The sequence below is a fragment of the Rathayibacter rhapontici genome (assembly GCF_001995175.1).
Classification (GTDB): domain Bacteria; phylum Actinomycetota; class Actinomycetes; order Actinomycetales; family Microbacteriaceae; genus Rathayibacter.
This window is the reverse complement of the sequence record NZ_MUKN01000053.1, coordinates 1-26,129: the sequence shown is the minus strand read 5'-3', so window position 1 is coordinate 26,129 and position 26,129 is coordinate 1. Positions and strand designations below refer to the sequence as shown.

Below are 26,129 nucleotides of genomic sequence, written 5' to 3'. Positions count from 1 at the left end.
CACGGGGCCCGCGGCTCCGGGCCCGATCGCCCCCACCGGCGGGTACGGCCAGCAGGCTCCGGGGGAGCAGCCGCGGTACGGCCAGCAGGCTCCGGGGGAGCAGCCCCGGTACGGCCAGCAGGCTCCCGCGTCGCAGGACCCGTCGGCGCAGCAGCCCGTGGCGCAGAACCCGTACGCGCCGCAGAACCCCTACGCCCAGCAGAACCCCTACGCCGCGCAGAACCCCGCCCAGCCCTACGCCTCCGCACCGTCGCGCCCCGCGCAGCAGCCGCGCGACACGAGCATCGTCAGCGCCACGCCGTGGATCTGGGTCGTCGTCCTGCTGCCGTTGCTCTCGGCCCTGTCGGTGCTGCTGCTCCCGCCGAGCCTCGTCGTCGAGTCAGCGGTGAACTCGGCCTACGGCACGACGTCGTCGATGGGCGTGTCCACCGCCTACCTCCTCGGCCTCGGCGCGGTGCAGGTCGTCGGCTTCCTCATCTACGCGGCCGAGGTCGTCTTCGCGTTCCTCGACTGGAGGCAGCTGAAGCGCGCCGGCATCCAGCGCCCGTTCCACTGGGCGTGGGCGTTCCTCGCCGCGCCGTACGTGTACGTCATCGGCCGCAGCGTCGTCGTCAAGCGCGTCACTGGCGGCGGCCTCCTGCCGCTCTGGATCTTCCTCGGCGTCGTCGCGGTGACGTTCCTCATCGTCATCGTGTGGACCGGTGCGCTCTTCTCGGAGGCCATGGCCGCCTTCCCCGGCATGGCCTACTGACCCGATGCCGTCCCGGGAGCCGGTCAACGGCGACGTGTCGTTCTGGTGGTCCTCGCTGGGGCGACCGGAGCCGCGGCCCGCGCTCCCGGGGCCGCTGGACGTCGACGTGTGCATCGTGGGCGCCGGCTACACGGGCCTCTGGACGGCCTACTACCTCAAGAAGGCCGCCCCGGATCTGCGGATCGCGGTGCTCGAGCAGCGCTTCGCCGGGTTCGGGGCGTCGGGCCGCAACGGCGGCTGGCTGACGAACGAGATCACCGGAGGCGTCTCCTCCTACGCCCGCAGTCACGGCCGGGACGCGGTCGACCGGTTCCAGCTCGCCGTGAACGAGACGGTGGACGAGGTGATCCGGGTCGCAGCGGCCGAGGGCATCGACGCCGACATCGTCAAGGGCGGTGAGTACCAGGTCGCCCGCGGTCCGGCGCAGAAGCGCCGCCTCGATGCGACGGTCGCGGCGGCCCGCGCCCGCGCCCACACCGACGTCGAGCTGCTCGACGCGGCGGAGGCGTCGGCGCGGATCGCCGTGAGCGGCACCTCGGCCGGCATGTGGCACCCGCACTGCGCCAGGATCCACCCGGCGAAGCTCGCGGCCGGACTCGCGCGCACCGTCGAGGCGCTCGGAGTCGTGATCCACGAGGACACCCGGGTCGACGAGATCCGCCCCGGAGCCGCCGTCACGGCGCGCGGGACCGTCCGTGCCGACATCGTGCTGCGCGCCACCGAGGGCTTCACCGCCGAGCTCGCCGGTCACCGCCGGGAGTGGCTGCCGATGAACTCCTCGCTCGTCGCGACCGAGCCGCTGCCCGCCGCGGTGTGGGACGAGCTCGGCTGGGCGGGACGCGAGACGCTGGGCGACTCCGCGCACGCCTACATGTACGCCCAGCGCACGGCCGACGACCGCATCGCCATCGGCGGCAGGGGAGTGCCGTACCGCTACGGCTCCCGGATCGACGTCGACGGGGCGACCGATCCGCGCACGCTCCCGAAGCTGCGCGGGATCCTCGAGCGCTTCTTCCCGGTGCTGCGCGGAGTGGGGATCGACCACGTCTGGTCGGGCGTGCTCGGAGTGCCGCGCGACTGGCACGCGACCGTGGGCCTCGACCGCGCCACCGGGCTCGGCCGGGCGGGCGGCTTCGTCGGCACGGGGGTGACGGCGACCAACCTCGCCGGGAGGACCCTCCGGGACCTGGTGCTCGGCGAGCGCACCGCGCTCACCGAGCTGCCGTGGGTCGACCACCGCGTCCGGCGGTGGGAGCCGGAGCCGCTGCGCTGGCTCGCGGTGACGACGCTCTACACGGCCTACGGGCTGGCCGACGGCGCCGAGGCCCGGGGGAGGGCGACGACCTCGCCCCTGGCGAGCCTGGCCGACGCGGTCGCGGGCCGCTCGCACTGACTCCGGCCGCTCGCACGGAGCCCGACGGCTCGAGCCCCCCTACGCCTCGCCGCGCTGGATCAGGCGCGAGAGCACGATCGCCGAGCGCGTGTGGTCGACGTTCGGCGCGATCCGCACCTTCTCGAGGGCGAGCTCGAGGCTCGGGATGTCGCGCGAGCGGATGTGCACGATGGCGTCCGCGGATCCGGTGACGGTGCCGGCATCGACGACCTCGGGCACCGCGGAGAGGATCCGGCGCAGCTCGTCGGGGGCGACGGTGCCGCGGCAGAACAGCTCGACGTACGCCTCCGTCGCCATGCCGTCGACCGCGGGATCGACCTTGATGGTGAAGCCGCGGATCACGCCGTCGGCCACGAGGCGGTCGACGCGGCGCTTCACGGCGGAGGCGGACAGCCCGACCACCCCTCCGATGTCGCCGTACCCCGCCCGGGCGTTCTGGCGGAGCAGATCGAGGATCTTCCGGTCGATGTTGTCCATGCGTCGAGCCTAGGGCGGGAGGACGGGACGGCCGCTCCAGCCAAGGGTAGCCTTGCCTGCGCACCCGGTTCGAGCAGAAGGAGGCCCCGTGCCCGCTCTCCTCGACGAGCTGGGGTTCGTGGAGCTGCTGGCGGCCCTGTTCGCCGTCGTCTTCCTCCGCGCGCAGGCCACCTACTGGCTCGCGCGGGCGATCGCGGCGGGAGTCGCCTCCCGCCGGTGGGGCCGGTGGCTCGAGTCCTCGGCGATGCGACGGGCCGCCGCGGTGCTCGCCCGCTACGGGGCGCCCGCCGTCACCCTGAGCTTCCTGACGGTCGGCTTCCAGACGGTGGTCAACGCCGCGGCCGGTGCGGCGCGGATGCGCTGGATCGTCTACCTCCTCGCGATGATCCCGGGTTGCGCCGCCTGGGCGCTGATCTACGCCACGGTCGGCTTCGCCGTGCTCTGGGCCGTGATCGGCGCGGTGGCCGGCTCGCCCGTGGGAGTGGTCGTGCTCGCGGTGCTCGTCGCGGCGGTCGTCGTGACCGTGGTGCTCGTGCGCCGGCGGAACTCCGTGCGCTCGCCGCGCTGAGCGGCCACCCTCACCGCATCCGTCTCGATGACGGACCCCTCCGAGCGTTTCCTCGACCCCTCTGGCTAAAACCCGCGCTCGGCTATATAGTTGCACTTGGTCAATAGTTGACCCCGGTCAACTAGAACCGCAGATCACACTCGAGGAGCCGTATGTCCCGCGCACAGCGCACCGTTCCGGAGGCCTCCGCCCCGGACCGCCACACCCCCGCAGGCCCCGACGGGGCCATGTCGCATCGTCAGGTGCTGGAGTCGCTCAGCGGCCTGCTGCTGGGCATGTTCGTCTCGATCCTCGCCGGCACGGTCGTCTCGACCTCGCTGCCGCTGATCATCTCGGACCTGAAGGGCGACCAGAACGCCTACACCTGGGTCGTCACCGCGACCCTCCTGGCGACCACCGTCTCGACCCCGCTCTGGGGCAAGTTCGCCGATCTCTTCAACCGCAAGCTGCTGATCCAGCTCGCCCTCGCGGTCTTCGTCCTCGGATCCGCGGCAGCCGGCTTCTCGCAGGACACGAACATGCTGATCGTGTTCCGCGTCTTCCAGGGCCTGGGCGCCGGCGGCCTCGCCGCGCTGAGCCAGATCATCATGGCCGACATCATCAGCCCGCGGGAGCGCGGCAAGTACGCAGGCCTCTTCGGCGGCGTGATGGCCGTGGGCACCGTCGGCGGGCCCCTCCTGGGCGGCGTCGTCACCGACGCGTTCGGCTGGCGCTGGAACTTCTTCATCGCGCTGCCCGTCGCCATCGTCGCGATCGTGCTGCTGCAGGTGACACTCCGCCTCCCCGCGCACCCCAAGCGCACCGTGAAGATCGACTACTTCGGCGCGGTCCTCATCGCCGCGGGCGTCTCGCTCCTGCTGATCTGGGTCTCGCTCGCCGGCAAGAACTTCGAGTGGGCCTCGTGGGAGACCGCGCTCATGGTCGGCGGTGCCGTGGTGCTGCTGGTGGCCGCGGTGATCGTCGAGCTCACGGTCGACGAGCCGATCATCCCGATGGGGATGTTCAAGAACCGCACCTTCAGCCTCGCGGTCGTCGCGAGCGTCTCGGTCGGCGTCTCGATGTTCGGCACCGCGGTGTTCCTCGCGCAGTACATGCAGCTCTCGCGCGGAGCGACGCCGACGCAGTCGGGTCTGCTCACCATCCCGATGATGGCGGGCCTGCTGATCGCCTCGACGATCTTCGGCGGCATCATCTCGCGCACCGGGAAGTGGAAGGCGATCATGGTCTCGGGCGGCGTGCTCGCGGTCATCGGCACCTACCTCCTGAGCACGCTGCGCTACGACACGAACCTCGTGCTCGTCGGGATCTACATGGCCGTCCTCGGCGCCGGCCTGGGCATGCTGATGCAGAACCTCGTCCTCGTCGTGCAGAACTCGATCGAGGTGAAGAACCTCGGAGTCGCGACCAGCGCGGTCACGTTCTTCCGCAGCCTCGGCGGCACGATCGGCGTCTCGGTCCTGGGATCGATCCTCGGCACCGTGATCGCCGACCGCATCGGCACCGGCGTGGCCGGCCTCGAGCCCGCGGATCAGGCGCTCGCCGCCCAGACGCTGGGCAGCGGAACGATCCCGCAGGTCGCGACGCTGCCGGAGCCGCTCCGCATCGTCGTCGAGAGCGCCTACGGCATCGGCGTCGGCGACGTGTTCCTCTTCAGCATCCCGCTCGCGATCATCACCCTGATCGCCGTGATCCTGCTCCCGAACGTCGATCTCGGCACCAAGAACGCGATCCAGCTGAAGTCGGAGCCCGGCGCCCCCGCCACCGGCTCGACCCGCGTGGTCGAGGACGCGGAGGACGCGCTCATCGCGACGGCCGACGGCCAGGCGGGACTGCGTCCCGTGGGCCAGGCGCGGCCGACCGGCTCGATCGACGTGGTCGAGCGCCGCTGATGACTCCCTCGGGAGTCCTCGACGCCGCGCCGGGATCCGTTCCCGGTGCGGCGTCCCCGCGCGCACTCGCCGAGGTCGAGGAGCAGATCACGGCGCTCGCCGTGCAGGTCCGCATCGCCGTGCGCGACGCGGCGGCCGCGATCGACCCGTCGCTCCCTCCGTTCGGCCTGCGGCTGCTGCGGATGCTGGAGCGCTGCGGTCCGATCCACGCGAGCGTCGCCGCCGAGCGGCTGGGCGTCGACCGGAGCGCCATCAGCCGGCAGGTGCGCCAGCTCGCCGAGCTGGACATGGTCGAGATGACCGTGGACCCCGACGACGGGCGCGCGCGCTTCCTCGCGTTGACGGCCCTGGGTCGTGAGCGCATGGCGCACCTCGGCGGCGAGCAGCGCCAGCGGATGCACCGGGCCCTGCGCACGTGGCCCGAGGAGGACCTGCTCGCGTTCGCCGGCTACCTCGAGCGGCTCACGACCGCGGACTGACCGCGTCGGCGCCGGGCGGCGGCCCCGCGACCAGCGCCGCGACGTGCACCACGAACGCCCGGCGCCGCGCGCGCACCGCGTCCCCGCCCGAGCGGTCCGCGAACGGCGTCAGGTGCCAGATCTCGCAGAGGCCGAGCAGGGCGATGAACACGTCGTCCGGCGCCCAGGCCGGATCCACCGCTCCCGCCGCCTGCCACTCGCGCACCCGGATCTCGGGGGCGGGGACGGTGCCGAGCCGCTCGCTCGCCTCCTCCCAGAAGCCGGGGCCCTCGAGCCGCGCCCAGGTGAGCAGGCGGAGGAACTCCGGGTGGTCCCAGACGTGGTCGAACATCCGCTCGGCGAGGTCCGGCAGATCGACGGCCCGCTCGAGCAGCAGGGCGTCGAGCTCCTGCAGGGCTCCGACCACGGAGGAGACGAACAGGCCGCGCTTGCCGCCGTAGTAGGCGTAGAGGCGCTCCTTGTTCAGGCCCGCCGCGGCGGCGATGCGGTCGATCCGCGCTCCGGCGAAGCCGTGGGCCGCGAACTCGGCGGTCGCGGCGCGCAGGATCCGCTCGCGCGCGGGCTCGGAGCCCGCCGTCGTCGTCTCGCTCACCCTCGCACCTCCGGCCGCACGAACGTTACACTCGTCCGTGCCCAACCAACCGGTTGGGCTGGTTCGGCCCCGACGACGCGGTGCGGATCAGGACCCGCCGGTCCCGCTCCCACCCTCCTCGAAAGGCCTCCGTGACCAGCCACTCCCCGTCCCGCCGCTGGTGGGTCCTCGTGATCCTCGCGCTCACGCAGCTCGTCGTCGTGCTCGACGGCACGATCGTGAACATCGCGCTCCCCGAGGCGCAGCGCGACCTCGGCCTCTCGGACGTCGAGCGCCAGTGGGTCGTCACCGCCTACGCCCTCGCCTTCGGCGCCCTGCTGCTGCTCGGCGGCCGCATCGCCGACTACACCGGGCGCAAGCGCACCTACCTGATCGGCATGATCGGCTTCGGCGCCGCGTCCGCGTGGGGCGGCCTGGCCTCCTCCGGCACCGAGCTGATCGCCGCCCGCGGGCTGCAGGGCGCGTTCGCCGCTCTGCTCGCCCCCGCCGCGCTCGCCCTGCTCACGGTCACCTTCCCGAGCGGACGCGAGCGCAGCACGGCCTTCGCCGTCTTCGGCGCGGTGGCCGGCGCGGGCGCCGCCGTCGGCCTCGTGCTGGGCGGCCTGCTCACCGAGTTCGCCGACTGGCGCTGGTGCCTGCTGGTCAACGTGCCCTTCGTCGTCGTCGGAGTGGTCGCCGGAGCGCTGCTCGTCACCGAGAGCCGTGCCGAGGGCCGCAACCGCTTCGACATCGCCGGCACCGTCGTCGTCGCGCTCGGACTCTGCGCGGTCGTCTACGGCTTCACCCTCGCCGAGCAGGGCTGGCTCCGCGTCGACACGATCGGCTTCCTGGTCGTCGGCGTCCTGCTCCTCGCGCTCTTCGTCCGCATCCAGGCGCGCTCCGACCACCCCTCGCTGCCGCTGCGCATCGTGTCGGACCGGGTCCGCGGCGGCGCGTTCCTCATCCAGGCCATCGTCGGCAGCGTGATGATCGGCTCCACGCTCTACCTCACCCTGCACCTGCAGATCGTCCTCGGCCTCCCGCCGCTCGAGGCGGGGCTCGCCAGCCTCCCGATGACGCTGACGATCATGGTCGTCGCCGGTGTCGCGACGCGTCTGCTCCCCGTCGTCGGACCGCGTCCGCTGATGATCGCGGGGCCGGTCATCGCCGCCGTCGGGCTCCTCTACCTCAGCCGCATCACGGCCGACGGCGCCTACGTCGTGCAGGTCCTGCCCGCGCTGATCGTGCTCGGCCTCGGCATGGCCTGATCTTCGTCCCCGTGCAGAACCTCGCCCTCAGCGGAGTCGCCGCGCACGACGCCGGTGCCGCCGGCGCGGCGGCGAACGCGTCGATGCAGATCGGCGGCTCGATCGGGCTCTCGATCTTCACCACGATCTACGCCGGTGCCGTGGGCGCCGAGCCCTCGCCCGCGGCTCTCGTCGACGGCTACTCCGCCGTCTTCGTCACCGCGGCGGTCGGGCTCGTGATCGCGGCGGTCGTCGCCGTCGCGATGATCCAGGTGAAGAAGGAGGAGTTCCTCGCGCAGGCGCCGTCGGAGGCGGTCGCGCACCTGGGTTAGGCTCTCGCCCCACCCACCCCTCGGGTTAGGGTGCTCGGATGCTCCCTCTGACCGAGGACGCGGTGCGCGCCTCCTTCGTGAACGCCTCCCGCAAGGAGGTCGCCGACCTCTCGCTGCCGGTGGGCTTCGACTCCCTCGACTGGGACTCGATCGACCTCCTCGGCTGGCGCGACAAGAAGATCGGCCGCCGCGCCTACGCGGTGGTGCCGCTCGACGGCCGGGCCGTCGGGGTGCTGCTCCGGCAGGCCGACGCGCTGCCCCGCTCCCGCGCGCAGTGCTCGTGGTGCCGCGACACGCGCCTGCCCAACGACGTCGTCTTCTTCGGTGCGCGCAAGGCCGGCGCCGCCGGGCGCTCGGGGGACTCGCTCGGCACGCTCGTCTGCGCCGACTTCCAGTGCTCGGCGAACGTGCGGGCGCGGCCCCCGATCGCGTACGTCGGCTTCGACGTCGAGCAGGCGAAGGCCGAGCGGATCCGGACGCTGCGTACGAAGTCCGCCGGCTTCGTCCGCGAGGTGCTCGCGACGCAGTGAGCGCACGCGAGGACCGACGGCGCCGGGTCGTCAGCGCCGGGTGGAGGCGCGCACGTGCATCCGCTCGCCCTGGCGCCCGAACAGCGACAGGAACTCGACCGGCTTCTCGTCGGCCCGGCCGAACCAGTGCGGCACCCGGGTGTCGAACTCGGCCGCCTCGCCGGCGGGCAGCACCAGGTCGTGCTCGCCCAGGCGCAGCCGCAGCCGTCCGCTGAGCACGTAGAGCCACTCGAAGCCCTCGTGGGTGCGCTGCTCGAGGTCGTCGACGGGCGGCGCGAGCGGTCCGCCCGGGATCGTGTGCTTGAACGCCTGCAGGCGCCCGAGTCGCGGGTGAGCGGCTGGATGAGCACGCCGTAGCGCCGCATCGGCCGCCCGTGCACGCGCGGATCCTCGGGCGCCGCTCCGACCAGCTCGTCCAGCGGAGCGCCGAGCGCGCGGGCGATCGGCAGCAGCAGCTCGAGCGTCGCGCGCCGGCCCCCGCTCTCGAGCCGCGAGAGGGTGCTCGCCGAGATCCCGGTCTCGGCCGAGAGCGAGGCGAGGGTGCGGTCGCGGCGCAGCCGCAGGCGGCGCAGTCGCGGTCCGACGGCGGCCAGCACCTCGTCGTCGGAGGGTCGGGAGTCGTCGGCCATGCTCCGATAGTGGCAGAGGGCCGGTGCCGTCGTGCCGGAACAGCACGGTTCCGCGACACCGGTGCCGGGGCGGCGCACTCTCGATCCATGACACGCACCCCCGCCCCCGCCGACGTCCTGATCCTCGGCGCCTCCTTCGCCGGCCTCGCCGCCGCCACCGCCCTCGGCCGCAGCCTCCGCGACGTCCTCGTCGTCGACGGCGGCCCTCCGCGCAACGCACCGTCGCCCGGCGCGCACAACGTCCTCACCCGCGACGGCACCGCGCCGACCGAGCTCGTCCGCCTGGCCCGCCTCGAGGCCGAGGGCTACGGCGCCCGGATCACGACCGGCGAGGTCGTCAGCGCGTCCAGCACCGGCGGCGCCGTCTCGGCGACCCTCGCCGACGGCACCGTGCTGCACGCCCGGCGGCTGCTGCTCGCGACCGGAGTCGCCGACCGGCTCCCGGCCATCCCCGGCCTCGCGCCGCGCTGGGGCCGCGACGTGCTGCACTGCCCGTACTGCCACGGCTTCGAGGTGCGCGGGCGGAGGATCGCCGTGCTCGGCGGGGGATTCGCGCCGCACCAGGCGCAGATGTTCCGCCAGCTGAGCCCGCACGTCTCGATCCTGCTGAACGGCCACGAGGCGCCCGCGGGGGAGGAGGCGCTCCGTCTCGCCGCCCGCGGCATCGACCTCGTCGCCGGCGCGGTCGAGGAGCTCCGCGTCGAGGACGACCGTCTCGTCGGCGCCGTGGTCGACGGACGCCTCGTGCCGCTCGACGCCGTCGTCGTCGCTCCCGACGTCTCCGGTCGCCTGCCTGCGGGCCTCGGCCTCGAGCTCGTCGACCACCCCTCCGGCGTGGCGCGGCACCTCTCGGCCGACCCGGTGGGACGCACCGGCGTCGACCGCGTCTTCGCCGCCGGCTCCCTCGTCGAGCCGATGGCGCAGGTGATGGCGGCCGCCGCCGACGGCCTGCGGGTGGGCGCCGCGATCAACCACGACCTCATCGAGGAGGAGATCGCGAGGCGCTCCGCGAGCACGCCGTCTAGCGCCGCCGGTACTCCAGCTCCGGCCGCCCGGGCGAGCCGTAGCGCGGTGCGCGCTCCGCGACTCCGGTGTCGGCCAGGTGCTCGAGGTAGCGCCGAGCCGTGACCCGCGAGATGTCGAGGCGGGTCGCGAGCTCGGCCGCCGACAGGCCGACCTCGCCCAGCAGCGCGGTGACGGACTCGAGCGTCTGGGCCGAGAGGCCCTTGGCCAGGCCCGGCGCGTTCGAGGTCCGCAGCGCCGCGAACGCCCCGTCGACCTCGTGCTGGCTCGCGACGGCCGAGCCGTGCATCCGCTCGCGGTAGGAGCGGTAGCTCGCGAGCTTCGCGGCGAACGTGCTGAAGACGAACGGCTTGATCAGGTACTGCACGATGCCCGCGGCGACGGAGGCGCGCACCACCGCCGCGTCGCGCACCGCCGTGATCGCGATCACGTCGACGTCGAGCCCGGCCGCTCGGACGGCGCGGCAGAGGTCGAGCCCGCCCATGTCCGGCAGGTTCATGTCGAGCAGGATCAGCGCGATGCCGGAGTCGGCCCGCAGCGCGCGGATCGCCTCGGCCCCGGTGCCGGCGACGGCCGCCACCTCGAAGCCGTCGACGCGGCGGACGTAGTCGGCGTGGGCGCTCGCGGTGAGCGGCTCGTCCTCGACGACGAGCACGCGGATCGGGGTCATCGCGTCGCCTCCGCGGGCAGACCGGCGCGCGCCGGCAGCGGCAGCTGCACCGTGAACACCGCGCCGACGTGCCGCGACACCTCGATCGTGCCGCCGAGGCGCTGCACCACCTGCTGCACCAGCGCGAGTCCGATGCCGCGGCCGAACGCGTCCTGCTCCTTCGTCGAGTAGCCGCGCGCGAACACGTCGGCCGTCTCCTCCACTCCAGGGCCGCTGTCGGACACCTGGATCACCAGCTCCTGCTCGCCGCCCGCGCCCTCCGCGTGGCCGAGGTAGACCTCGACCCACGGCTCGTCGGCACCGTCGGGAGCCGCGGCCGCGTCGAGCGCGTTGTCGATCAGGTTGCCCAGCAGCGTCACCAGATCGCCGGGCTCGAAGCCCTGCGTTCCCGGCTCCAGGTGCGTCTCGAGGTGCAGCTCGACACCGCGCTCGCGGGCCTGCGCCGTCTTGCCCAGCAGGAGCGCGGCGATCACGGGCTCCTGGACCGAGGTGATCAGCCGGTCGGCGAGCCGCTGGCTGAGCGTCAGCTCGCCGGCCGCGAACGACAGCGCCTGCTCGGGCCGGCCCAGCTCGATCAGCGAGGCGATGGTGTGCAGCCGGTTCGAGAACTCGTGGGTCTGCGAGCGCAGGGCGTCCGAGAGGGTGCGCATCGACTCCAGCTCGCCGGTCATCCGCTGCAGCTCGGTGCGGTCGCGCAGCGTCGTCACCGTGCCCAGCGGCCGCGCTCCCGGAGAGGCGGCCGGCTGCTCCGTGACCACGAGGATCCGCTCGCGGGCCACGACCAGCCGGTCGGTGACGGGCTCGTCCGAGCGGAGCAGCTCGCGCAGCGCCTCGGGGATGTCGAGGTCGGCGATCGGCACCGGAGTCCGGACGCCCTCGAGCCCGAGCAGCTCGAGCGCGTGGTCGTTCGCGAGCACGAGGCGCCCGCGGTCGTCCACCAGCAGCAGGCCCTCGCGGACCGAGTGCAGCACCGACTCGTAGTAGGCGAACACCTGGCTCATCTGCTCCGGTCCGCGCCCGCCCGTCACCCGTCGCAGGTAGCGGGCGAGGAGCCAGGAGCCGAGCCCGCCGAGCAGGACGGCGCCGAGCGCGCCCCACGCGACGACCTGCACCCGGGCGCGAAGGAGGCGTCGACCGCCTGCAGCGTGACTCCGGCCGAGACCAGCGCGACGATCTCGCCGCTCCCGTCGAGGATCGGGGCGACCGCGCGCACCGACGGCCCGAGCGTGCCCGTGTAGGTCTCGGTGAACGTGCGCCCCTCGAGCGCCGGGGCGATGGTCCCGATGAAGGCCTGACCGATCCGCTCGCGGTCGCGGTGCGTGTACCGGGTGCGGTCGGGGTTCATGATCGTGAGGAAGTTGACCCCGGTGTCGGCCATGATCGCCTCGGCGTACGGCTGCAGCCGGCGCGACGGGTCCGCCTCCTGCGTCGACTCGATGACGAACGGGTTGTCGGCGACCGTGCGCGCGACGACGAGGCTGCGCGAGGCGGCCTCGTCCCCGGCGCGCCCGCGGGCGTCGACGGCGAGCACGGCGACCGCGGCGGCGGCGATCAGGAGGATGCACAGCAGCTGCACCGCGAAGAGCCGCGCGGCGATGCTGCCGCGCGGTCCGCGGTCGCGGCGCACACGTGGGGCGCGCACTCGGGGCATCGCGACCTCCTCGTCACCTCTCGCGGCGGGCGGAGCGGGCCGTTCCGCGTGAACAGTATGAACGCAACCGCGCCCCGGGACGTCGGCGGGGCCACCATCGGAACGTTCCGGAGCGCTCACCGCTCCGGCCCCGCACCTCACCGGCACGACGGACAGTCGCACCGGCACCCGCGAACACCCTCCCCTCGACGAAGAGACAGGACACGCTCATGGCGAAGACGCCCGGACGCCCCTCCGACCGGTCCGGCAGCGACCGGCTCAGTCCCGCGGTCACCCCCGCGAAGACCCGCAAGCGGATCGACCGCAACCACTGGCTCTACATCGCGGTCATCATCGCGGTCGTCGCCGGCGTGATCGTCGGCCTCGTGGCCCCCGCGTTCGCCGCGACGCTCGAGCCCGTCGGCAAGGCCTTCGTGGGCCTGATCAAGATGATGATCGCGCCGATCATCTTCTGCACGATCGTGATCGGCATCGGCTCGATCGCCAAGGCCGCCACGGTCGGCAAGGTCGGCGGACTGGCCCTGGGCTACTTCATCGTCATGTCGACCTTCGCGCTGGCCATCGGCCTGGTCGTCGGCAACATCCTCCACCCGGGCGAGGGCCTCGACATCTCGGGCGCCACCTACGACACGACCGATCTGAAGGCCGAGACCACCTCGGAGTTCATCCTCGGCATCATCCCCGTGTCGCTGTTCTCGTCGCTCGTCGACGGCAGCATCCTGCAGACCCTCTTCGTCGCCCTCCTCGTCGGCTTCGCGCTGCAGAAGATGGGCGCCAAGGGCCAGCCGATCCTCGGAGCGATCAAGCAGCTCCAGGTCCTCGTCTTCCGCATCCTCTCGATGGTCCTCTGGGTCGCCCCCATCGGCGCCTTCGGCGCGATCGCCGCGGTCGTCGGCAAGACCGGCTGGGGCGCGGTCGTCGCCCTCGCCACCCTGATGATCGGCTTCTACGTCACCTGCGCGATCTTCGTGGTCGTCATCCTGGGCCTGCTGCTGCGCATCGTCACCGGCGTCAACATCTTCTCGCTGATGAAGTACCTCGGCCGCGAGTACCTCCTGATCGTCGGCACCTCCTCCTCCGAGGCCGCTCTGCCCCGCCTGATCGCCAAGATGGAGCACCTGGGCGTCTCCAAGCCCGTCGTCGGCATCACCGTCCCGACCGGCTACTCCTTCAACCTCGACGGCACCGCGATCTACCTGACCATGGCGTCGCTGTTCATCGCCTCGGCCACCGGCTCGCCCATGACCATCTCGGAGCAGATCGGCCTCCTCCTCTTCATGATGATCGCCTCGAAGGGAGCGGCGGGCGTCACCGGCGCAGGCCTCGCCACCCTCGCCGGCGGACTGCAGTCCTTCCGCCCCGACCTGGTCGACGGCGTCGGCGTCATCGTCGGCATCGACCGGTTCATGTCGGAGGCCCGCGCGGTCACCAACTTCACCGGCAACGCGGTCGCCACCCTCCTCGTCGGCACCTGGACCAAGCAGGTCGACACGACCCAGGTCCGCGAGGTCCTCGCCGGCCGCGTCCCCTTCGACGAGGCCTCGCTCGGCGCCGACGACCACGACGCCCCGGCCGCGTCGGGCACCTCGATCACCGAGGGCATCGCGTCGATCAGCGCCGCCGACCGCGCGGAGCTCGCCGGCAAGCGCTAGGCGCCGCTCCCGCCCCCACGACGACCGCCCCGTTCGAGGAACCGACCCCCTGGGTTCCTCGAGCGGGGCGGTTCTGCGCGTGCCGGGCGGGATCCGGCGAGCGGCTGGTCCGGCGGTCGTGGATCTCGATACGCCCGCTGCGGGAGCTGCTCGATCAGCGAGGGGTGCCGCGGCGCAGGCTGTCCGATCAGTGCGCGCGCCGGCCCACTCCCAGCAGCGGCAGCGTCACCGTGCACAGCGGGCCGATGAGCACCGCAAACGCGAGGGTGCCGACGCCGACGTTCCCGCCCAGCGCCCAGCCGATCAGCAGCACGGCGGCCTCGACTCCGGAGCGGCCGACCCAGATCGGCAGACCGGTGCGGCGGTGCAGCCCCGTCATCAGCCCGTCGCGGGGGCCGGGTCCGAGGTGCGCCCCGATGTAGACGCCGCTCGCGACCGCGAGCAGCAGGAGGCCCGCCGAGAAGAGCACGATCTGCCCCCACAGGGTCGCGGGAGTCGGGATCAGCCACATCCCGAGCTCGATCGCGGGCCCCACCGTCAGCACGTTCAGCACGGTGCCCAGCCCCGGCCGCTGCCGGAGGGGGATCCACAGCAGCAGGACGAGCAGGCCGATGATGTTCGTGAGCAGTCCGATTCCCAGTCCGGTGCGGAGCGAGAGGCCCTGCGCGAAGACGGTCCACGGATCCACTCCGAGCGCTGCGCGGATCATCATTGCGTCGGCGACGCCGTAGAGGACGAGCCCGGCCATCAGCCGGGGAACGGCTCGGATCCGCCACTGCCCGAGCGGGACGGGAGCGTCGAGGGGTGCCGGGGCGGTGAGGGAGCGGGAGGCGGGCGAAGCGGTCACGGGAAACATCACAGCGCAGGATTGGCCTTCCGCGCGCGGTCCAATCCGACTACCTTGGACGCATGGCTGATGTCCACTTCGGCGTGCGCGCCCTGCAGACCCTCCTCGGCGACTGGCGGGAGCAGCGCGGCACCCGCCCCGCGTACCTGGCCCTCGCCGACCGCATCCGCCTGCTCGTGATCGACGGCCGCATCCCGGCCGACAGCCGGCTGCCCGCCGAGCGCGAGCTCTCGGCGCGCCTGGGCGTGAGCCGCACCACCGTCGCGGCCGCCTACCGCGAGCTGCGCGAGAGCGGCTACCTCGTGAGCGTGCGCGGCTCCGGCAGCGTGACGCGCCTCCCGGGCGCCGCGGTGCACGCTGTGCCGACCCTGGCGCCGGATTTCCTCACTTCACCAAGGCCGCTCTCCCCGCCGTGCCCGAGCTGGGCGAGGCGTACGCCCGCGCGGCGCGGCTCGTCCCCGAGCACTTCGACGACGGCTCCTACGACACCGTCGGCCTGCCGATGCTGCGCCGGGCGATCGCCGAGCGCTACACGAAGCGAGGGCTGCGCACCGAGCCCGGCCAGATCATGGTGACCATCGGCGCCCAGCACGCGATCGCCCTGGTCGCGCGCACCCTCCTCTCGCGCGGCGACCGCGCCCTGATCGAGGCGCCGACCTATCCGCACGCCTACGAGGCGCTCCGTCTCGCCGCGCCCGGCTCGTGCCGGTCAACGTCGACGGCGCGGACGGCTGGGACGACGAGGGCCTGATCGCCGCACTCCGCGGCACCAGCCCGACGCTGGCGTACCTGATGCCCGACTTCCACAATCCGACCGGCCGCTCCATGGCTCCGGAGCTGCGCGAGCGCGCCATCGCCGCCGCCGCGCGCCAGGGCACGGTGATCATCGCCGACGAGACCACCGCCGAGCTCGACATCGACCGGCGGATGTCGCCGCTCCCGTTCGCGGCGTACGGGCCGGAGGGGACGGTCATCTCGATCGGGTCCGTCGGCAAGACGCTGTGGGGCGGGATCCGCATCGGCTGGATCCGCGCCGACCGCGGCACGATCCGCAAGCTCGTGGCGGCCCGCTCCGCCGGCGACCTCGGCAGCCCGATCCTCGAGCAGCTGCTCGTCACGGACATGCTCGGGCGGATGGAGGGCGTCTTCGAGCTGCGCCGCGAGCAGCTGCGCGCCGGCCGCGACCACCTCGAGGCGGCGCTCGCCCGCGCGATCCCGGAGTGGAGCGTCCCGCGCGTCTCGGGCGGACTGTCGACCTGGGTGGGCCTGGGCCGTCCGGCGAGCTCGCAGCTGGCGCTCGCCGCCCGCACCTTCGGCCTGCTGATCACCGCCGGCCCCCGCTTCGGGATCGACGGCGCGTTCGAGCGCTTCCTCCGCATCCCGATCGGCTATTCGCCCGAGACGACGGACCGCGCGGTCGAGGCGCTCGCCGCGGCGTGGGCGCAGGTCGCCCGGCACCCCGTGGCCGAGACGGGGTACCTCGCGGACGTCGTGTGACCGCCGCTCCGGGTCGCTGGGAGCACACCCGCATCATCCTGAGGATCGACGAGTACTCAGTCGGCTGATGAAAGACTCGTGAGGTGCATCTCCTCGCGGTCCTCAGCATGAAGAACCGGGCGCTCATCGCCCTCGTCACCGTCGTCGTCGCCGTGTTCGGAGGCGTCGCGCTCACCGGCTTGAAGCAGGAGCTGGCGCCGTCGATCTCGTTCCCGCAGCTGGCGGTCGTGTCCAGCTACCCGGGCGCGGCTCCGGAGGTGGTCAACGACGACGTGTCGACGCCGATCGAGACCGCGATCCAGGGCGTGCCGGGGCTCGAGACGACCAGCGCGACGTCCTCGACGAACTCGTCGCTGATCTCGGCGTCGTTCACCTACGGCACCGACCTCGCCACCGCCGAGCAGAAGATCCTGCAGGCGATCAACCGCATCCGCAGCACGCTGCCGGAGGGCGTCGATCCGCAGGTCGTCACCGGCTCCTTCGACGATCTGCCGGTCCTCCAGCTCGCCGTCTCGAGCGACGGGGACGCCGACGCGCTCGCGAGCGACCTGCGCGAGAGCGTGATCCCCGACCTCGAGGAGGTCGACGGCGTCCGCGAGGTCGCCCTCGTCGGCGAGACCGCGCAGCGCGTGACGATCACTCCCGACGACGCGCAGCTCGCCGCCGCCGGAGTGACGGCGAACGACATCCGCACCGCGCTGCAGCAGAACGGCGTACTCGTCGCGGGCGGTGAGATCACCCAGGACGGATCGACCTTCTCGGTGCAGTCCGGTCAGAAGCTCGGCTCGACCGACGACATCGCGGCGCTGCCGCTGCTGCCGTCCTCCGCGGGCGCGTCCGCGGGGGCCTTCCCCGCCGCTCCCGCCGCCGCGCTGCCGACCGTCGGCTCCGTGGCCGCGGTCGCCGTGACGGAGGCGCCCGTCACCTCGATCTCGCGCGTCAACGGCCAGCCCGCGCTCACCCTCTCGATCACGAAGCTGCCGGCCGCGAACACGGTCGACGTGTCGACCGGCGTCACGGCGCTGCTGCCCGACCTCGAGGCCTCGCTCGGCGACGGCGCGACCTTCACCTCGGTCTTCGACCAGGCCCCCTACATCCAGGAGTCGATCGCGGCGCTCGCGCAGGAGGGGGCGCTGGGCCTCGTCTTCGCGGTGCTCGTGATCCTGGTGTTCCTGCTCTCGGTGCGCTCGACGCTGGTGACCGCCATCTCGATCCCGACGTCGGTCCTGATCACCTTCATCGGCCTGCAGACCGCCGGCTACACCCTCAACATCCTGACCCTCGGCGCGCTGACCATCGCGATCGGCCGCGTCGTCGACGACTCCATCGTCGTGATCGAGAACATCAAGCGGCACCTCGACGCGGGGGAGGAGCGCGCGGGCACCATCGCGCGCGCCGTCCGCGAGGTCGCCGGAGCGATCACGGCCTCGACCATCACGACCGTCGCGGTCTTCCTGCCGATCTCGTTCGTCGGCGGCACGACCGGCGAGCTCTTCCGTCCGTTCGCCCTGACCGTGACCATCGCGCTGCTCGCCTCGCTGGTGGTGGCGCTCACGATCGTCCCGGTGCTCGCCTACTGGTTCCTGCGCCCCTCCAAGCGTCCGGGCGTCCGCGAGGCCGCGCGCGCGGCGCTCGACGAGGAGCGCACGGCGGCGGGGGAGACGGCGGGGGAGACCCCCGTCGCGCCCGCGCCCGCTCAGCGGGCCGTCTCGGAGGCGCCCGCGCAGGGCCACCGCTCCGCCCACGCCGCCCCGCGTCCGGCCTCCGCGCTCCAGCGCGTCTACGGTCCGGTCATCGCGTGGACGCTCAAGCACTCCGTCGTCACGGTGCTGCTCTCGCTGCTCGTCCTGGTCGGCACCGGCGCGCTCTACCCGCTGATGAAGACCAACTTCCTGGGGGCCAGCGGCCAGAACACCTTCACGGTGACCCAGACCGTGCCGGTCGGGCAGAGCCTGGACGCGCAGGACGTCACCGCGCAGGCCTCCAGCACCGCGATCCTCGACGTCGAGGGCGTCGAGACCGTGCAGCTCTCGATCGGGTCCTCGGGCGGCGGGCTGCAGAGCGCGTTCGGCGGCGGAGGCGGGAGCAGCATCAGCTACTCCGTCACCACCGACGAGTCGGCCGACCAGGAGGTCGTGCAGTCCGAGGTCCGCGACGCGCTGGGCGAGGTCGCCGACCCCGAGGACATCAGCGTCTCGGCCGCGTCCGGCTTCGGCGCGTCCTCGGACATCGAGGTCGACCTGACCACGGCATCGCAGTCCGACCTGCAGAGCGCGAACGACGCGCTGCTCGAGGCGCTGCGCGGCACCGACGGGATCAGCCAGGCCGAGTCGAACCTCTCCTCCTCCCTGCCCTACATCGCCGTGCGGGTCGACCGGGCGGCCGCCGCGCAGGCGGGCCTCAGCGAGGTCGCCGTCGGCACGATCGTCAGCCAGGCGCTGCAGCCCTCCCAGGCGGGCACCGTCGTGATCGAGGACCGCACGCTCTCGGTGTACCTCGCCGATGCGCAGCCGCCCGCGACGATCGACGAGCTCTCGGCCCTCGAGATCCCGACGCTCACCGGCCCGGTCGCCCTGTCGACCCTCGCCGCGGTCGAGCAGACGGACGGCCCGGCGAGCATCACCACCGAGCGCGGCCAGCGCACGGCCACGATCACCGTCACTCCCGAGGGCGACGACCTCGCCTCGGCGAACGTCGCCGTGCAGAGCGCGATCGACGGCACCGATCTGCCCGCGGGCGTCTCGGCCGAGCTCGGCGGAGTGACCGCCGACCAGACCGACGCGTTCTCGCAGCTGGGCATCGCGCTGCTCGTGGCGATCCTCATCGTCTACGTGGTGATGGTCGCGACGTTCCGCTCGCTGCTGCAGCCGCTCCTGCTGCTCGTCTCGGTGCCGTTCGCGGCCACGGGAGCGATCCTGCTCCAGGTGGTCACGGGCGTCCCGCTGGGCGTCCCGTCCCTGATCGGCGTCCTGATGCTGATCGGCATCGTGGTCACGAACGCGATCGTGCTGGTCGACCTCGTGAACCAGTACCGCGAGCGCGGCATGCCGGTGCGCGAGGCGCTGCTGCACGGCACGGAGCGGCGCCTGCGCCCGATCCTGATGACGGCCCTCGCGACGATCTTCGCGCTGCTGCCGATGGCGCTCGGCATCACCGGCCACGGCGGGTTCATCTCGCAGCCGCTGGCGATCGTCGTGATCGGCGGGCTCGTGTCCTCGACCGTGCTCACGCTGGTCGTGCTGCCGGTCATCTACAACCTGGTCGAGGGGTATCGTGAGCGGCGGCGTGCCGCCCGCGCCGGGAAGGCGTCGGCATGACGGTCGATCAGAGCTCCACTCCTCCGGACGAGGCGCAGACCATCGGCTCCCGGTGGCGCAGCGGGCCCGAGCGGGCCGCCGCGGCGCTCGCCGAGGTGAGCCCCGAGACCTTCGTCTCGCGCGGCTACCGCCCGGGTGTCCTCCGCCACATCGTGCTCTTCCGCTTCCGCCCGACGGCGCTGGTCGCCGAGGTCGACGCCGTGACCGCGCGTTTCCTCGCGCTCGCCGACGAGTGCGTGCGCGACGGGGAGCCGTACATCGTCTCGATCGAGACCGGGCCGCAGCTCAGCACCGAGGGTGCGGGCGAGGGCTTCGACCGTGCGTTCCTGCTGACCTTCTCCTCCGAGGGCGACCTCAACTACTACCTCGGCCGCCCGGCCGTCGACGGGCCGGGCCTCTTCGATCCGGCGCACGACGCGTTCAAGGGGTTCGTCGGACCGGTGCTGGACACCGCGGGCGTCGTGGCGTTCGACTTCCGACCCGAGCCGTTCGACGCCGGGGCCCTCGCGAGCTGATGGCGACGCCGGACTTCATCCTGAGCCTGCGCGAGCGGGTCGGCACGGAGCTGCTCTGGCTGACCGGCGTGACCGCGGTGATCCTGCGGGGCGGGCTCGACACGCTCGAGCCCGAGCGCCGGGTGCTGCTCGTGCGCCGCTCCGACACCGGCGCGTGGACCGCGGTGACGGGGGTCATCGATCCGGGCGAGACGGTCGCCGGCACTGCGCAGCGCGAGGCGCGGGAGGAGACGGGCGTCGAGATCGAGGTCGAGCGCCTCGTGTGGGTGCACACCCTGCCGCCGATGACCTACCCGAACGGGGACCGCGCGCAGTACCTCGACCACGTCGTCCGCGCCCGCTACGTCTCGGGGGAGGCGCACGTGGCGGACGAGGAGTCGAGCGAGGTCGGCTGGTTCGCGCTCGACGCTCTGCCGCCGATGTCCGAGGGGCACCGTGCGCGCATCGAGCGCGCGCTGTCGGAGGATCCGGCCTGCTCGTTCGACTGACTCGGCGCTGTCCGCCGGCCCGGCGCTCCCGGGCTCGGACGTGCCGGGCTCGGACGTGCCGGGCTCGGACGTGCCGGGCTCGGACGTGCCGGGCTCGGACGTGCTGAGCTCAGACGTGCTCGCTGACGAGCACCGCCGTCGTCCCCGCCTCGAGCGCGTCGAACACGTGCGGCTCGTCGCCCGGGTACGACAGGCAGTCGCCGACGGCCAGCTCGACCGGGGCGTCGGACGGTCCGGCGAGTGCGCGGCCGGCTGTGAGCACGAGGTGCTCGACCGTTCCGCGGGCGTGCGGGGCGGAGTCGCGGGGCGTGCCGGGCTCGGCGGCGAGAACGTAGAGGTCGCGGCGCGCACCGGGAGGGCAGGCGCTCAGGAGGGTCGCGGCGTAGTCGGCGGTCGCGGACGCCACCCGCGGGCCCTCGCCCGCCCGGATCAGCTGCACCGTGCGACGCGGCGGCTCGACGAGGTGCGAGAACGGCACGCCGAGCGCTCCGCCGAGCGCCCAGAGGGTCTCGAGGTTGGGGTTGCCCTCGCCCGCTTCGAGCTGAGACAGCGTCGACTTGGCGATGCCCGCGCGGCGCGCGATCTCGGAGATGCTGAGCCCGAGTCGGGCGCGCTCGCGTCGGAGCGAGGCGGCGACGAGGTCGCGGGGGGTGGGCGCGTCGGCCATGTTCGTCCTAACGGTCAGGCGTTCGACTTGACGAACGCTCGGCGGGACTGCACACTGACCCGCATGGCCATTATGACGTCCTCGCGTTCGATCCTCCGAACGGTCGGAGCCGCCGACGGGCGCGCCCTCGGGCTGATCGGGGCGTCGGTCGCGGTCATCGGCGTCTCGTACGGGCTCGGGGCGACGGGCGCCGGATTCCCGCTCTGGCAGATCCTCCTGCTCGCCGTCTCGGTCTTCGGCGCCTCCGCCGAGATCCTCTTCGTGGGCGTCGTCGCCGCCGGGGGCGCGCCCCTGACCGCCGCGCTCGCCGCCCTGCTGGTCAATGCCCGGGCGCTGCCCTACGGCATGGCAGCCGGCGGCATCGTGCGCTCCGGCCGTCGCCGATTCCTGGCCGCCCATCTCGCGAACGACGAGACCGTCGCCTTCGCGCTCTCGGGTCGGACTCCGGAGCGCCGCCGTGCGCTGTTCTGGGCGGCGGGCGCGGTGCTCCTCGTCGCCTGGCCGCTGGGTGCCCTCGTCGGGGCGCTCCTGGGCGCGGTGATCGCGGATCCGTCGGTGCTGGGGCTGGACGCGGTGTTCCCCGCCGTCCTGCTCGCGCTCGCGCTGCCGGGTCTCCGGGGCGCCGGGACCCTTGCCGCGGTACTGCTCGGCGGGGCGGTCGCGCTCGCGGCGGTGTCGGTGGTGCCGCTCGGACTCGCTCCGGTGCTCGCCCTCGCGGGCGTCGCGGCCACGGTCGGACGGGGCCGCTCGTGAGCACCGCCGCCGTCACGCTCGGTATCGTCGTGCTCGCGGTCGGCAGCTTCGCTCTGCGGGCGGGCGGAGTGCTGCTGCGCGACCGCATGCCGCTCGGCGACGAGGCGGAGCGGCTCGTCGAGCGCGGCACCGTCGTCCTGCTGATCGCGGTCGCGCTGGTGTCGGCGCTGACGGAGGGGGCGGAGCCGGCTCCCGTGTCGCGGGCCGCGGGAGTCGCGGTCGGCGCCGGGGCGGCACTCCTGAAGGCGCCGCTCGTGGTCGTCGTGATCGCCGCGGCGGGAACGGCCGCGGGGCTACGAGCCCTGGGGGTGTGACCCGCTCAGAGCGCCTTCGCGAAGCAGGTCCCGGAGTCGTCCCCGACGTGCGCTCCGAAGCTGTCGACCTCTGTGAAGCCGAGCGCTCGGGCTCCGGCGGCGGTCGCCGGATCCGCCGCGTCGACGCGGAACCGGAGCGTCCGGATCCGCTGGACCCTCGCCCACGACTCGGCCGCGAGGAGCAGGCGGCGGGCGACCCCCTGCCGGCGGGCCGCGGGCAGGACGACGAGGCGCACGAGCTCGGCGAAGTCGTCGGGGCCGGGGGCCAGCGCGACGAGTCCGAGGGCGCCGCCGTCCGCTCCTCCCCGCGCGACGAACACGCGCGCGTGCTCGCGGTCGAGTGGGGAGGCGCCCGGCTCCGCGGCGAGAGCGAGCAGCGCGTCGACCTCGGGGGTGCCGGTGCGCTCGAGTCGGACGCTCACGGACTCCGCGGCGCTCACGAGGTCGGCTCCGCCGCTCCCGCCGGCTCGAGGGAGAGGGTCTGCACGGCCGGAGCGTCGAGGTGCGCGTGCAGGAAGTCGACGATCGTCGAGCGCAGCCCGTCGTCGAGCAGGGCGATGGAGTGCAGCGCGCCCGGGACGACGAGGAGCTCGACCGGTGCGCCGGCCTCCTTCAGGGCGGCCGCGAAGGACGCGGACTGCGAGAGCGACACGCGCTCGTCGGCCGAGTGGGCGATCAGGAACGGGGGCTCGCTGCCGTCGACGTGCGAGATCGGAGACGCCTCCTCGGCCGCGGAGCACTCGGCGAGGTCGGGGCAGTCGAGGTAGGTGCGGACCGCGGCGGCGACTCCCACCACCGGGTCGTCGTCGGCGAGGCCCGCGGCGGTCAGGTCGGAGGGGCCGCTGAGGTCGACGACCGCGGCGAGCTCGGAGGACGTGTCGTCGTCGGTGCCCAGCAGTGAGGCGAGGTTGCCGCCGGCCGATCCGCCGAACGCGGCCACCCGCTCCGGATCGATGCCCAGCCGCTCGGTCTGCTCGGGCGCGAGGAGCCAGTCGAGCGCGGCCGAGACGTCGTCGATCTGCGCGGGGAAGACCGCGGCGGGAGCGAGGCGGTAGTTCACCGAGACGGCGACGAAGCCCTCGGAGGCGAGCCACTGGCACAGCGGCCGCCAGTTCGCGTCGGCCTTGTCGCCGCGGGCCCAGCTGCCGCCGTGCACGACCAGCACGGCGGGCAGCGGAGCGGAGTCGACCGCGTCGACCGGCGAGCAGACGTCGACGGCCTGGCCGGTGGCCTTGTCGTAGACGAGGTCGGCGGTGACGGGGATGTCGGAGTACTGCGTCGAGGGCACGGCGCCCGCCGCCTGGGCGATCGGCTCGGACACGGGAGCGGCGCTCGCGCAGCCCGCGAGGGCGGCGGCGGCCAGCGCGAGGGTCGCGGCGGACAGGGCGAAGGATCGCGGGGTTCGGGAGGTCTCGCGCATGGGTGAGACGAGCGTAAGGGGTCGACGGCGCTCCGCCTACAGGACCCCCGCGATCAGGGGGTGCCGCGCCGCATCAGCGGCCCCGACCCGGAACCGGCCGGGCCGCATCGCGGCTCCGAACCGGAACCGCCTGCGCCGCGTCAGCTGCTCACGACCGGCACCGGCGGCTCCTGTGCCGCAGGCTCGGCCGGTGCCGGCTCCTCCGCCTGCAGCCGCACGAGCACGACTCCGGTGAGGATCAGCGCGCCGCCCGCGAACTGGATCGGCGCAGGCAGCTCTCCCAGGAGCGCCCAGGCGGCGACGATCGAGAAGAGCACCTCGGTCAGCCCGACGAACGAGGCGATCCGCGTGCCGAGGCGGGAGCCTCCCTGGATGCCGAGGAGATAGGCCAGGACGGTCGACATGCCCAGGATCACCGCGGCCGGCACCGCCCAGGAGATCTCGTTCCCGAGGAACACCACGTCGCCGAAGGTCGCGCGCAGGGGAGTGACGCCGGTCACCCCGAGCAGGATCAGGATCGCGGCACCGACGGTCATCGCTCCCGCGGTCAGGGCGATCGGCGGCAGCTCCGGATCGACGCGACCGGCGATCACGTAGTAGACGCAGAGCCCGAGGGACGCGGTGAGCGCCCACGCGATGCCGATCAGCTCGGGGGTGGACTCGCCCGACAGGTCCAGCACCAGCACGAGGCCGGCCAGTGCGACGACCGAGCCGGCGAGGGTGAAGCGGCCGGGGTGCCTCCGGTTGCGGGCCCAGGCGAAGAGGACGAGGAACACGGGCGCCAGGTACTCGATCAGCAGGGCGATGCCGACCGACATGTGCTCGATGGCGCTGTAGAAGCAGAGCTGGGCGGCCACCACGGCGAAGACTCCGTAGAGACCGATGGTGCCGAGGTTCCGCCGCAGCACGTGGCCCTTGCCGCGGAGGGAGAGGGCCGCGGGGATCGCGAGCACGAGCGCCGCGCCTCCCGCGCGCCAGAGCACGGCGGCCGAGGGGGTCCAGCCCGCCTCGAGGAGCGGCTTCACGAACGGTCCGCCCAGCCCGAACGCGGCGGCGGCGGCGAGGGTCAGGACGAGGCCGGAGCCGAGCCGGCGCGGAGGTGCTGTGGTGGTCATCTGCGCGTCCCTCGTCTCGCCCGGCCGGTTCAGGAGTCAAACTCGTTATGCTCGTGACGGCACCCGGTCGTCCAGACGGTACCGGCTCGCCCTGTCAGGAGTCAACATGCCTTTCGCTCATGACGTCGAGGCGTCCCTCACCTCGACGGCCGTCCTCGTGAACACGCTGCCCGAGCTCTCGCACACGGGCGAGGACGAGCTCGGATCCCTCGAGCAGCTCGACGACTTCCTCCGCATCAACCGCTACACGGGCAGCCGCGAGCACTCGACGGCCGAGCTCGACGCCGTCCGCTCCGTCCGCTCCTCCCTCCGCTCGCTCTGGCTGACGAGTGCCGAGGAGGATCTCGTGGCCCTGGTCAACGGGATGCTCGAGGAGGGCCGGGCGCTGCCCCAGCTGGTGCGGCACGGTCTCTGGGGCTGGCACCTGCACGCGACGCGCGACGAGAGCCCGCTCGCCACGCGGATCGTCGTGGAGGCCGCGATGGCCTTCGTCGAGTGGTGCGCGAGGACGAGCGCGACCGCATCCGGATCTGCGCGGCGGAGGACTGCGAGGCGGTGCTCGTCGACTTCTCGCGCAACCGCTCCAAGCGGTACTGCGACACGGGGAACTGCGGCAACCGGGCGAACGTCGCGGCGTACCGGGCGCGGCGCGCGACGGCGGAGGCGTGACGCACGAGTAGGCCCGGCGCGGGAGAGGCCTGACGCGGGAGAGGTGCCACGGGCGCAGCGGCGCATCCTAGCGCGGGAGTGCGCCCCGCCCTAGCCAGGCCGCGAGGCCGCGTGTAGACTCTCGTGGTCGGCTCTTGACACCGTGCGCTCTGCGCGCGGATGGGTTTGTTAGTCAAGCGGGCCGGATCTCCGACAGTCGTCGTGAGAGACATCACATGTGTGTGAATCGGCCCCGGTCAAAGACTCGCCCGGGTTCCTGCAGGCTGCGTTCGGATGCGCCCCACGAGGGCGCCCTCCGGCGTGCGTCTGCCCGCTCCTCATCGAGCCCACGCAGAACCGAACCCAGGAAGACACAGCCATGCCCAAGAACAAGAAGCCCGCCGGCGGACGCCCCGCCAAGAACTTCGAGCCCAACCGCTTCGGCGCGTCCAGCGGCAAGTCGCAGCTCGGAGGCCGTTCGCGCTTCCCCGCGACCAAGCCCGCGCGCGCAGCGAGGGGCACCGCGGCTACCGCCCCGTCGACGAGAACGCGCCCAAGAAGGCGCGCTGGAACGCCGACGAGCGCGCCGCCCGCGCCGATGAGCGCAGCAGCGAGCGCCCCGCCCGCTCGTACGACCGCGACGAGCGTCCCGCGCGTTCGGCCGACCGCGGCGACCGCCCCGTGCG

At 73.2% G+C, this 26,129-nt stretch carries 27 protein-coding genes and 4 pseudogenes; 20 read left to right on the top strand and 11 right to left on the bottom strand.

Features of this window, described 5'->3' with window-relative positions; translation table 11 throughout:
* Both B0T42_RS15095 and B0T42_RS15090 read left to right on the top strand, forming a co-directional pair.
* On the top strand, positions 1–751 hold a 751-nt coding region (locus B0T42_RS15095), incomplete at its 5' end, for a hypothetical protein (protein WP_077223843.1).
* A 4-nt stretch (positions 752–755) separates the two neighbouring features.
* On the top strand, positions 756–2,144 hold the full coding sequence (locus tag B0T42_RS15090) for an NAD(P)/FAD-dependent oxidoreductase (protein WP_077223841.1): 1,389 nt from the start codon (positions 756–758) through the stop codon (positions 2,142–2,144).
* Positions 2,145–2,183: 39 nt separating this feature from the next.
* Here B0T42_RS15090 and B0T42_RS15085 read toward each other — a convergent pair whose 3' ends face one another.
* Complete coding sequence (locus B0T42_RS15085; protein ID WP_055786568.1) at positions 2,184–2,621, bottom strand: Lrp/AsnC family transcriptional regulator; 438 nt, start codon at positions 2,619–2,621, stop codon at positions 2,184–2,186.
* 88 nt (positions 2,622–2,709) lie between these two features.
* On the opposite strand from B0T42_RS15085, the gene B0T42_RS15080 reads away from it, so the two are divergent.
* The 3 genes from B0T42_RS15080 to B0T42_RS15070 all read left to right on the top strand — a co-directional run bounded on the left by B0T42_RS15080 (position 2,710) and on the right by B0T42_RS15070 (position 5,557).
* Positions 2,710–3,189, top strand: coding sequence for a DedA family protein (locus B0T42_RS15080; RefSeq protein WP_077223840.1), 480 nt, complete (start codon positions 2,710–2,712; stop codon positions 3,187–3,189).
* Positions 3,190–3,416: 227 nt separating this feature from the next.
* Complete coding sequence (locus B0T42_RS15075) at positions 3,417–5,078, top strand: MDR family MFS transporter (RefSeq protein WP_077223839.1); 1,662 nt, start codon at positions 3,417–3,419, stop codon at positions 5,076–5,078.
* Entirely contained in the window at positions 5,078–5,557 is a 480-nt protein-coding gene (locus B0T42_RS15070; protein WP_077223838.1) for a MarR family winged helix-turn-helix transcriptional regulator, read from the top strand. Before B0T42_RS15075 ends, B0T42_RS15070 begins: the two co-directional genes overlap by 1 nt.
* On the opposite strand, the gene B0T42_RS15065 is transcribed toward B0T42_RS15070, so the two are convergent.
* On the bottom strand, positions 5,541–6,149 hold the full coding sequence (locus tag B0T42_RS15065; protein WP_158078149.1) for a TetR family transcriptional regulator: 609 nt from the start codon (positions 6,147–6,149) through the stop codon (positions 5,541–5,543). The two genes, B0T42_RS15070 and B0T42_RS15065, sit on opposite strands and share 17 nt — an antisense overlap.
* A 131-nt stretch (positions 6,150–6,280) precedes the next feature.
* On the opposite strand from B0T42_RS15065, the gene B0T42_RS15060 reads away from it, so the two are divergent.
* Genes B0T42_RS15060 through B0T42_RS15055 form a run of 3 tightly spaced genes read left to right on the top strand, consistent with a single transcriptional unit; the run spans position 6,281 to position 8,237 of the window.
* Positions 6,281–7,396: an MFS transporter gene (locus B0T42_RS15060; RefSeq protein WP_236720325.1), complete on the top strand. Its 1,116-nt coding sequence runs from the start codon at positions 6,281–6,283 to the stop codon at positions 7,394–7,396.
* Positions 7,397–7,407: 11 nt separating this feature from the next.
* Positions 7,408–7,707, top strand: a complete 300-nt coding sequence (locus B0T42_RS21525; protein WP_236720324.1) for a hypothetical protein — start codon at positions 7,408–7,410, stop codon at positions 7,705–7,707.
* Positions 7,708–7,745: 38 nt separating this feature from the next.
* The gene (locus B0T42_RS15055) at positions 7,746–8,237 is read left to right on the top strand and encodes an FBP domain-containing protein (RefSeq protein ID WP_077223836.1); all 492 of its coding nucleotides are present in this window, start codon (positions 7,746–7,748) and stop codon (positions 8,235–8,237) included.
* Between the two features lie 30 nt (positions 8,238–8,267).
* Here the strand turns inward: B0T42_RS15055 and B0T42_RS15050 are convergent.
* A pseudogene (locus B0T42_RS15050) lies at positions 8,268–8,866 on the bottom strand (helix-turn-helix domain-containing protein).
* Between the two features lie 87 nt (positions 8,867–8,953).
* On the opposite strand from B0T42_RS15050, the gene B0T42_RS15045 reads away from it, so the two are divergent.
* Positions 8,954–9,994, top strand: a complete 1,041-nt coding sequence (locus B0T42_RS15045) for an NAD(P)/FAD-dependent oxidoreductase (RefSeq protein WP_077223835.1) — start codon at positions 8,954–8,956, stop codon at positions 9,992–9,994.
* Here the strand turns inward: B0T42_RS15045 and B0T42_RS15040 are convergent.
* The 3 genes from B0T42_RS15040 to B0T42_RS22395 are packed head-to-tail and all read right to left on the bottom strand — an operon-like array spanning position 9,888 to position 12,210.
* Positions 9,888–10,559, bottom strand: a complete 672-nt coding sequence (locus B0T42_RS15040; RefSeq protein WP_077223834.1) for a response regulator — start codon at positions 10,557–10,559, stop codon at positions 9,888–9,890. The genes B0T42_RS15045 and B0T42_RS15040 overlap by 107 nt on opposite strands.
* Positions 10,556–11,671: a sensor histidine kinase gene (locus B0T42_RS15035; RefSeq protein WP_342418260.1), complete on the bottom strand. Its 1,116-nt coding sequence runs from the start codon at positions 11,669–11,671 to the stop codon at positions 10,556–10,558. The genes B0T42_RS15040 and B0T42_RS15035 overlap by 4 nt, the downstream gene beginning before the upstream one ends.
* Positions 11,584–12,210 (bottom strand): sensor histidine kinase, encoded by a 627-nt coding sequence (locus B0T42_RS22395; RefSeq protein WP_342418259.1) that lies wholly within the window; start codon positions 12,208–12,210, stop codon positions 11,584–11,586. The genes B0T42_RS15035 and B0T42_RS22395 overlap by 88 nt, the downstream gene beginning before the upstream one ends.
* 209 nt (positions 12,211–12,419) lie before the next feature.
* Between B0T42_RS22395 and B0T42_RS15030 the strand changes: the two genes are divergently transcribed.
* Positions 12,420–13,862: a cation:dicarboxylate symporter family transporter gene (locus tag B0T42_RS15030; RefSeq protein ID WP_077223833.1), complete on the top strand. Its 1,443-nt coding sequence runs from the start codon at positions 12,420–12,422 to the stop codon at positions 13,860–13,862.
* A 187-nt stretch (positions 13,863–14,049) separates the two neighbouring features.
* On the opposite strand, the gene yczE is transcribed toward B0T42_RS15030, so the two are convergent.
* On the bottom strand, positions 14,050–14,709 hold the full coding sequence (yczE, locus tag B0T42_RS15025) for a membrane protein YczE (RefSeq protein ID WP_446737384.1): 660 nt from the start codon (positions 14,707–14,709) through the stop codon (positions 14,050–14,052).
* A 62-nt stretch (positions 14,710–14,771) separates the two neighbouring features.
* On the opposite strand from yczE, the pseudogene B0T42_RS22050 reads away from it, so the two are divergent.
* From B0T42_RS22050 to B0T42_RS15005, 6 genes and pseudogenes are all read left to right on the top strand, one after another.
* Positions 14,772–14,975: pseudogene (locus tag B0T42_RS22050) on the top strand (GntR family transcriptional regulator); the annotation flags it as partial.
* 146 nt (positions 14,976–15,121) lie between these two features.
* Positions 15,122–15,460, top strand: coding sequence for an aminotransferase class I/II-fold pyridoxal phosphate-dependent enzyme (locus tag B0T42_RS22045; RefSeq protein ID WP_269087531.1), 339 nt, complete (start codon positions 15,122–15,124; stop codon positions 15,458–15,460).
* A complete protein-coding gene (locus tag B0T42_RS15020) occupies positions 15,412–16,206 on the top strand; it encodes an aminotransferase class I/II-fold pyridoxal phosphate-dependent enzyme (RefSeq protein WP_269087530.1) in 795 nt (264 codons plus the stop codon). The genes B0T42_RS22045 and B0T42_RS15020 overlap by 49 nt, the downstream gene beginning before the upstream one ends.
* Before the next feature lie 83 nt (positions 16,207–16,289).
* Entirely contained in the window at positions 16,290–19,523 is a 3,234-nt protein-coding gene (locus B0T42_RS15015) for an efflux RND transporter permease subunit (RefSeq protein WP_094742775.1), read from the top strand.
* Positions 19,520–20,038 carry a Dabb family protein gene (locus B0T42_RS15010; protein WP_077223832.1) on the top strand — a complete coding sequence of 173 codons (519 nt, stop codon included), beginning with the start codon at positions 19,520–19,522 and terminating at the stop codon, positions 20,036–20,038. The genes B0T42_RS15015 and B0T42_RS15010 overlap by 4 nt, the downstream gene beginning before the upstream one ends.
* Positions 20,038–20,526 carry an NUDIX hydrolase gene (locus tag B0T42_RS15005; RefSeq protein ID WP_077223831.1) on the top strand — a complete coding sequence of 163 codons (489 nt, stop codon included), beginning with the start codon at positions 20,038–20,040 and terminating at the stop codon, positions 20,524–20,526. Before B0T42_RS15010 ends, B0T42_RS15005 begins: the two co-directional genes overlap by 1 nt.
* Positions 20,527–20,635: 109 nt before the next feature.
* On the opposite strand, the gene B0T42_RS15000 is transcribed toward B0T42_RS15005, so the two are convergent.
* Positions 20,636–21,193: a helix-turn-helix domain-containing protein gene (locus tag B0T42_RS15000; RefSeq protein WP_077223830.1), complete on the bottom strand. Its 558-nt coding sequence runs from the start codon at positions 21,191–21,193 to the stop codon at positions 20,636–20,638.
* Between the two features lie 63 nt (positions 21,194–21,256).
* Here B0T42_RS15000 and B0T42_RS14995 point away from each other — a divergent pair, with 63 nt between their 5' ends.
* Positions 21,257–21,946, top strand: a complete 690-nt coding sequence (locus B0T42_RS14995; protein ID WP_236720322.1) for an AzlC family ABC transporter permease — start codon at positions 21,257–21,259, stop codon at positions 21,944–21,946.
* A complete protein-coding gene (locus tag B0T42_RS14990) occupies positions 21,943–22,260 on the top strand; it encodes an AzlD domain-containing protein (RefSeq protein ID WP_077223828.1) in 318 nt (105 codons plus the stop codon). The genes B0T42_RS14995 and B0T42_RS14990 overlap by 4 nt, the downstream gene beginning before the upstream one ends.
* A 5-nt stretch (positions 22,261–22,265) precedes the next feature.
* Here B0T42_RS14990 and B0T42_RS14985 read toward each other — a convergent pair whose 3' ends face one another.
* The 3 genes from B0T42_RS14985 to B0T42_RS14975 form a co-directional block, all read right to left on the bottom strand.
* Positions 22,266–22,682, bottom strand: coding sequence for a GNAT family N-acetyltransferase (locus B0T42_RS14985; protein WP_158078148.1), 417 nt, complete (start codon positions 22,680–22,682; stop codon positions 22,266–22,268).
* 14 nt (positions 22,683–22,696) lie between these two features.
* Positions 22,697–23,680: an alpha/beta hydrolase gene (locus tag B0T42_RS14980; RefSeq protein ID WP_077223826.1), complete on the bottom strand. Its 984-nt coding sequence runs from the start codon at positions 23,678–23,680 to the stop codon at positions 22,697–22,699.
* 140 nt (positions 23,681–23,820) lie between these two features.
* Entirely contained in the window at positions 23,821–24,795 is a 975-nt protein-coding gene (locus B0T42_RS14975; protein WP_077223825.1) for an EamA family transporter, read from the bottom strand.
* A 106-nt stretch (positions 24,796–24,901) separates the two neighbouring features.
* On the opposite strand from B0T42_RS14975, the pseudogene B0T42_RS14970 reads away from it, so the two are divergent.
* Together B0T42_RS14970 and B0T42_RS19665 are read left to right on the top strand one after the other, a co-directional pair.
* Positions 24,902–25,464, top strand: a pseudogene (locus tag B0T42_RS14970) (CGNR zinc finger domain-containing protein).
* Between the two features lie 358 nt (positions 25,465–25,822).
* Positions 25,823–26,129 (top strand): annotated as a pseudogene (locus B0T42_RS19665) (hypothetical protein); the annotation flags it as partial.

Coding starts and splice junctions, on each gene's coding strand:
- B0T42_RS15030 (WP_077223833.1), top strand. CDS start 12,420: ATGGCGAAGACGCCCGGACGCCCCTCCGACCGGTCCGGCAGCGACCGG.
- B0T42_RS14995 (WP_236720322.1), top strand. CDS start 21,257: ATGGCCATTATGACGTCCTCGCGTTCGATCCTCCGAACGGTCGGAGCC.
- B0T42_RS15040 (WP_077223834.1), bottom strand. CDS start 10,559: ATGACCCCGATCCGCGTGCTCGTCGTCGAGGACGAGCCGCTCACCGCG.
- B0T42_RS15045 (WP_077223835.1), top strand. CDS start 8,954: ATGACACGCACCCCCGCCCCCGCCGACGTCCTGATCCTCGGCGCCTCC.
- B0T42_RS15000 (WP_077223830.1), bottom strand. CDS start 21,193: ATGGCCGACGCGCCCACCCCCCGCGACCTCGTCGCCGCCTCGCTCCGA.
- B0T42_RS15005 (WP_077223831.1), top strand. CDS start 20,038: ATGGCGACGCCGGACTTCATCCTGAGCCTGCGCGAGCGGGTCGGCACG.
- B0T42_RS14975 (WP_077223825.1), bottom strand. CDS start 24,795: ATGACCACCACAGCACCTCCGCGCCGGCTCGGCTCCGGCCTCGTCCTG.
- B0T42_RS15055 (WP_077223836.1), top strand. CDS start 7,746: ATGCTCCCTCTGACCGAGGACGCGGTGCGCGCCTCCTTCGTGAACGCC.
- B0T42_RS15090 (WP_077223841.1), top strand. CDS start 756: ATGCCGTCCCGGGAGCCGGTCAACGGCGACGTGTCGTTCTGGTGGTCC.
- B0T42_RS15075 (WP_077223839.1), top strand. CDS start 3,417: ATGTCGCATCGTCAGGTGCTGGAGTCGCTCAGCGGCCTGCTGCTGGGC.
- B0T42_RS15010 (WP_077223832.1), top strand. CDS start 19,520: ATGACGGTCGATCAGAGCTCCACTCCTCCGGACGAGGCGCAGACCATC.
- B0T42_RS22395 (WP_342418259.1), bottom strand. CDS start 12,210: ATGCCCCGAGTGCGCGCCCCACGTGTGCGCCGCGACCGCGGACCGCGC.
- B0T42_RS15070 (WP_077223838.1), top strand. CDS start 5,078: ATGACTCCCTCGGGAGTCCTCGACGCCGCGCCGGGATCCGTTCCCGGT.
- B0T42_RS14980 (WP_077223826.1), bottom strand. CDS start 23,680: ATGCGCGAGACCTCCCGAACCCCGCGATCCTTCGCCCTGTCCGCCGCG.
- B0T42_RS15085 (WP_055786568.1), bottom strand. CDS start 2,621: ATGGACAACATCGACCGGAAGATCCTCGATCTGCTCCGCCAGAACGCC.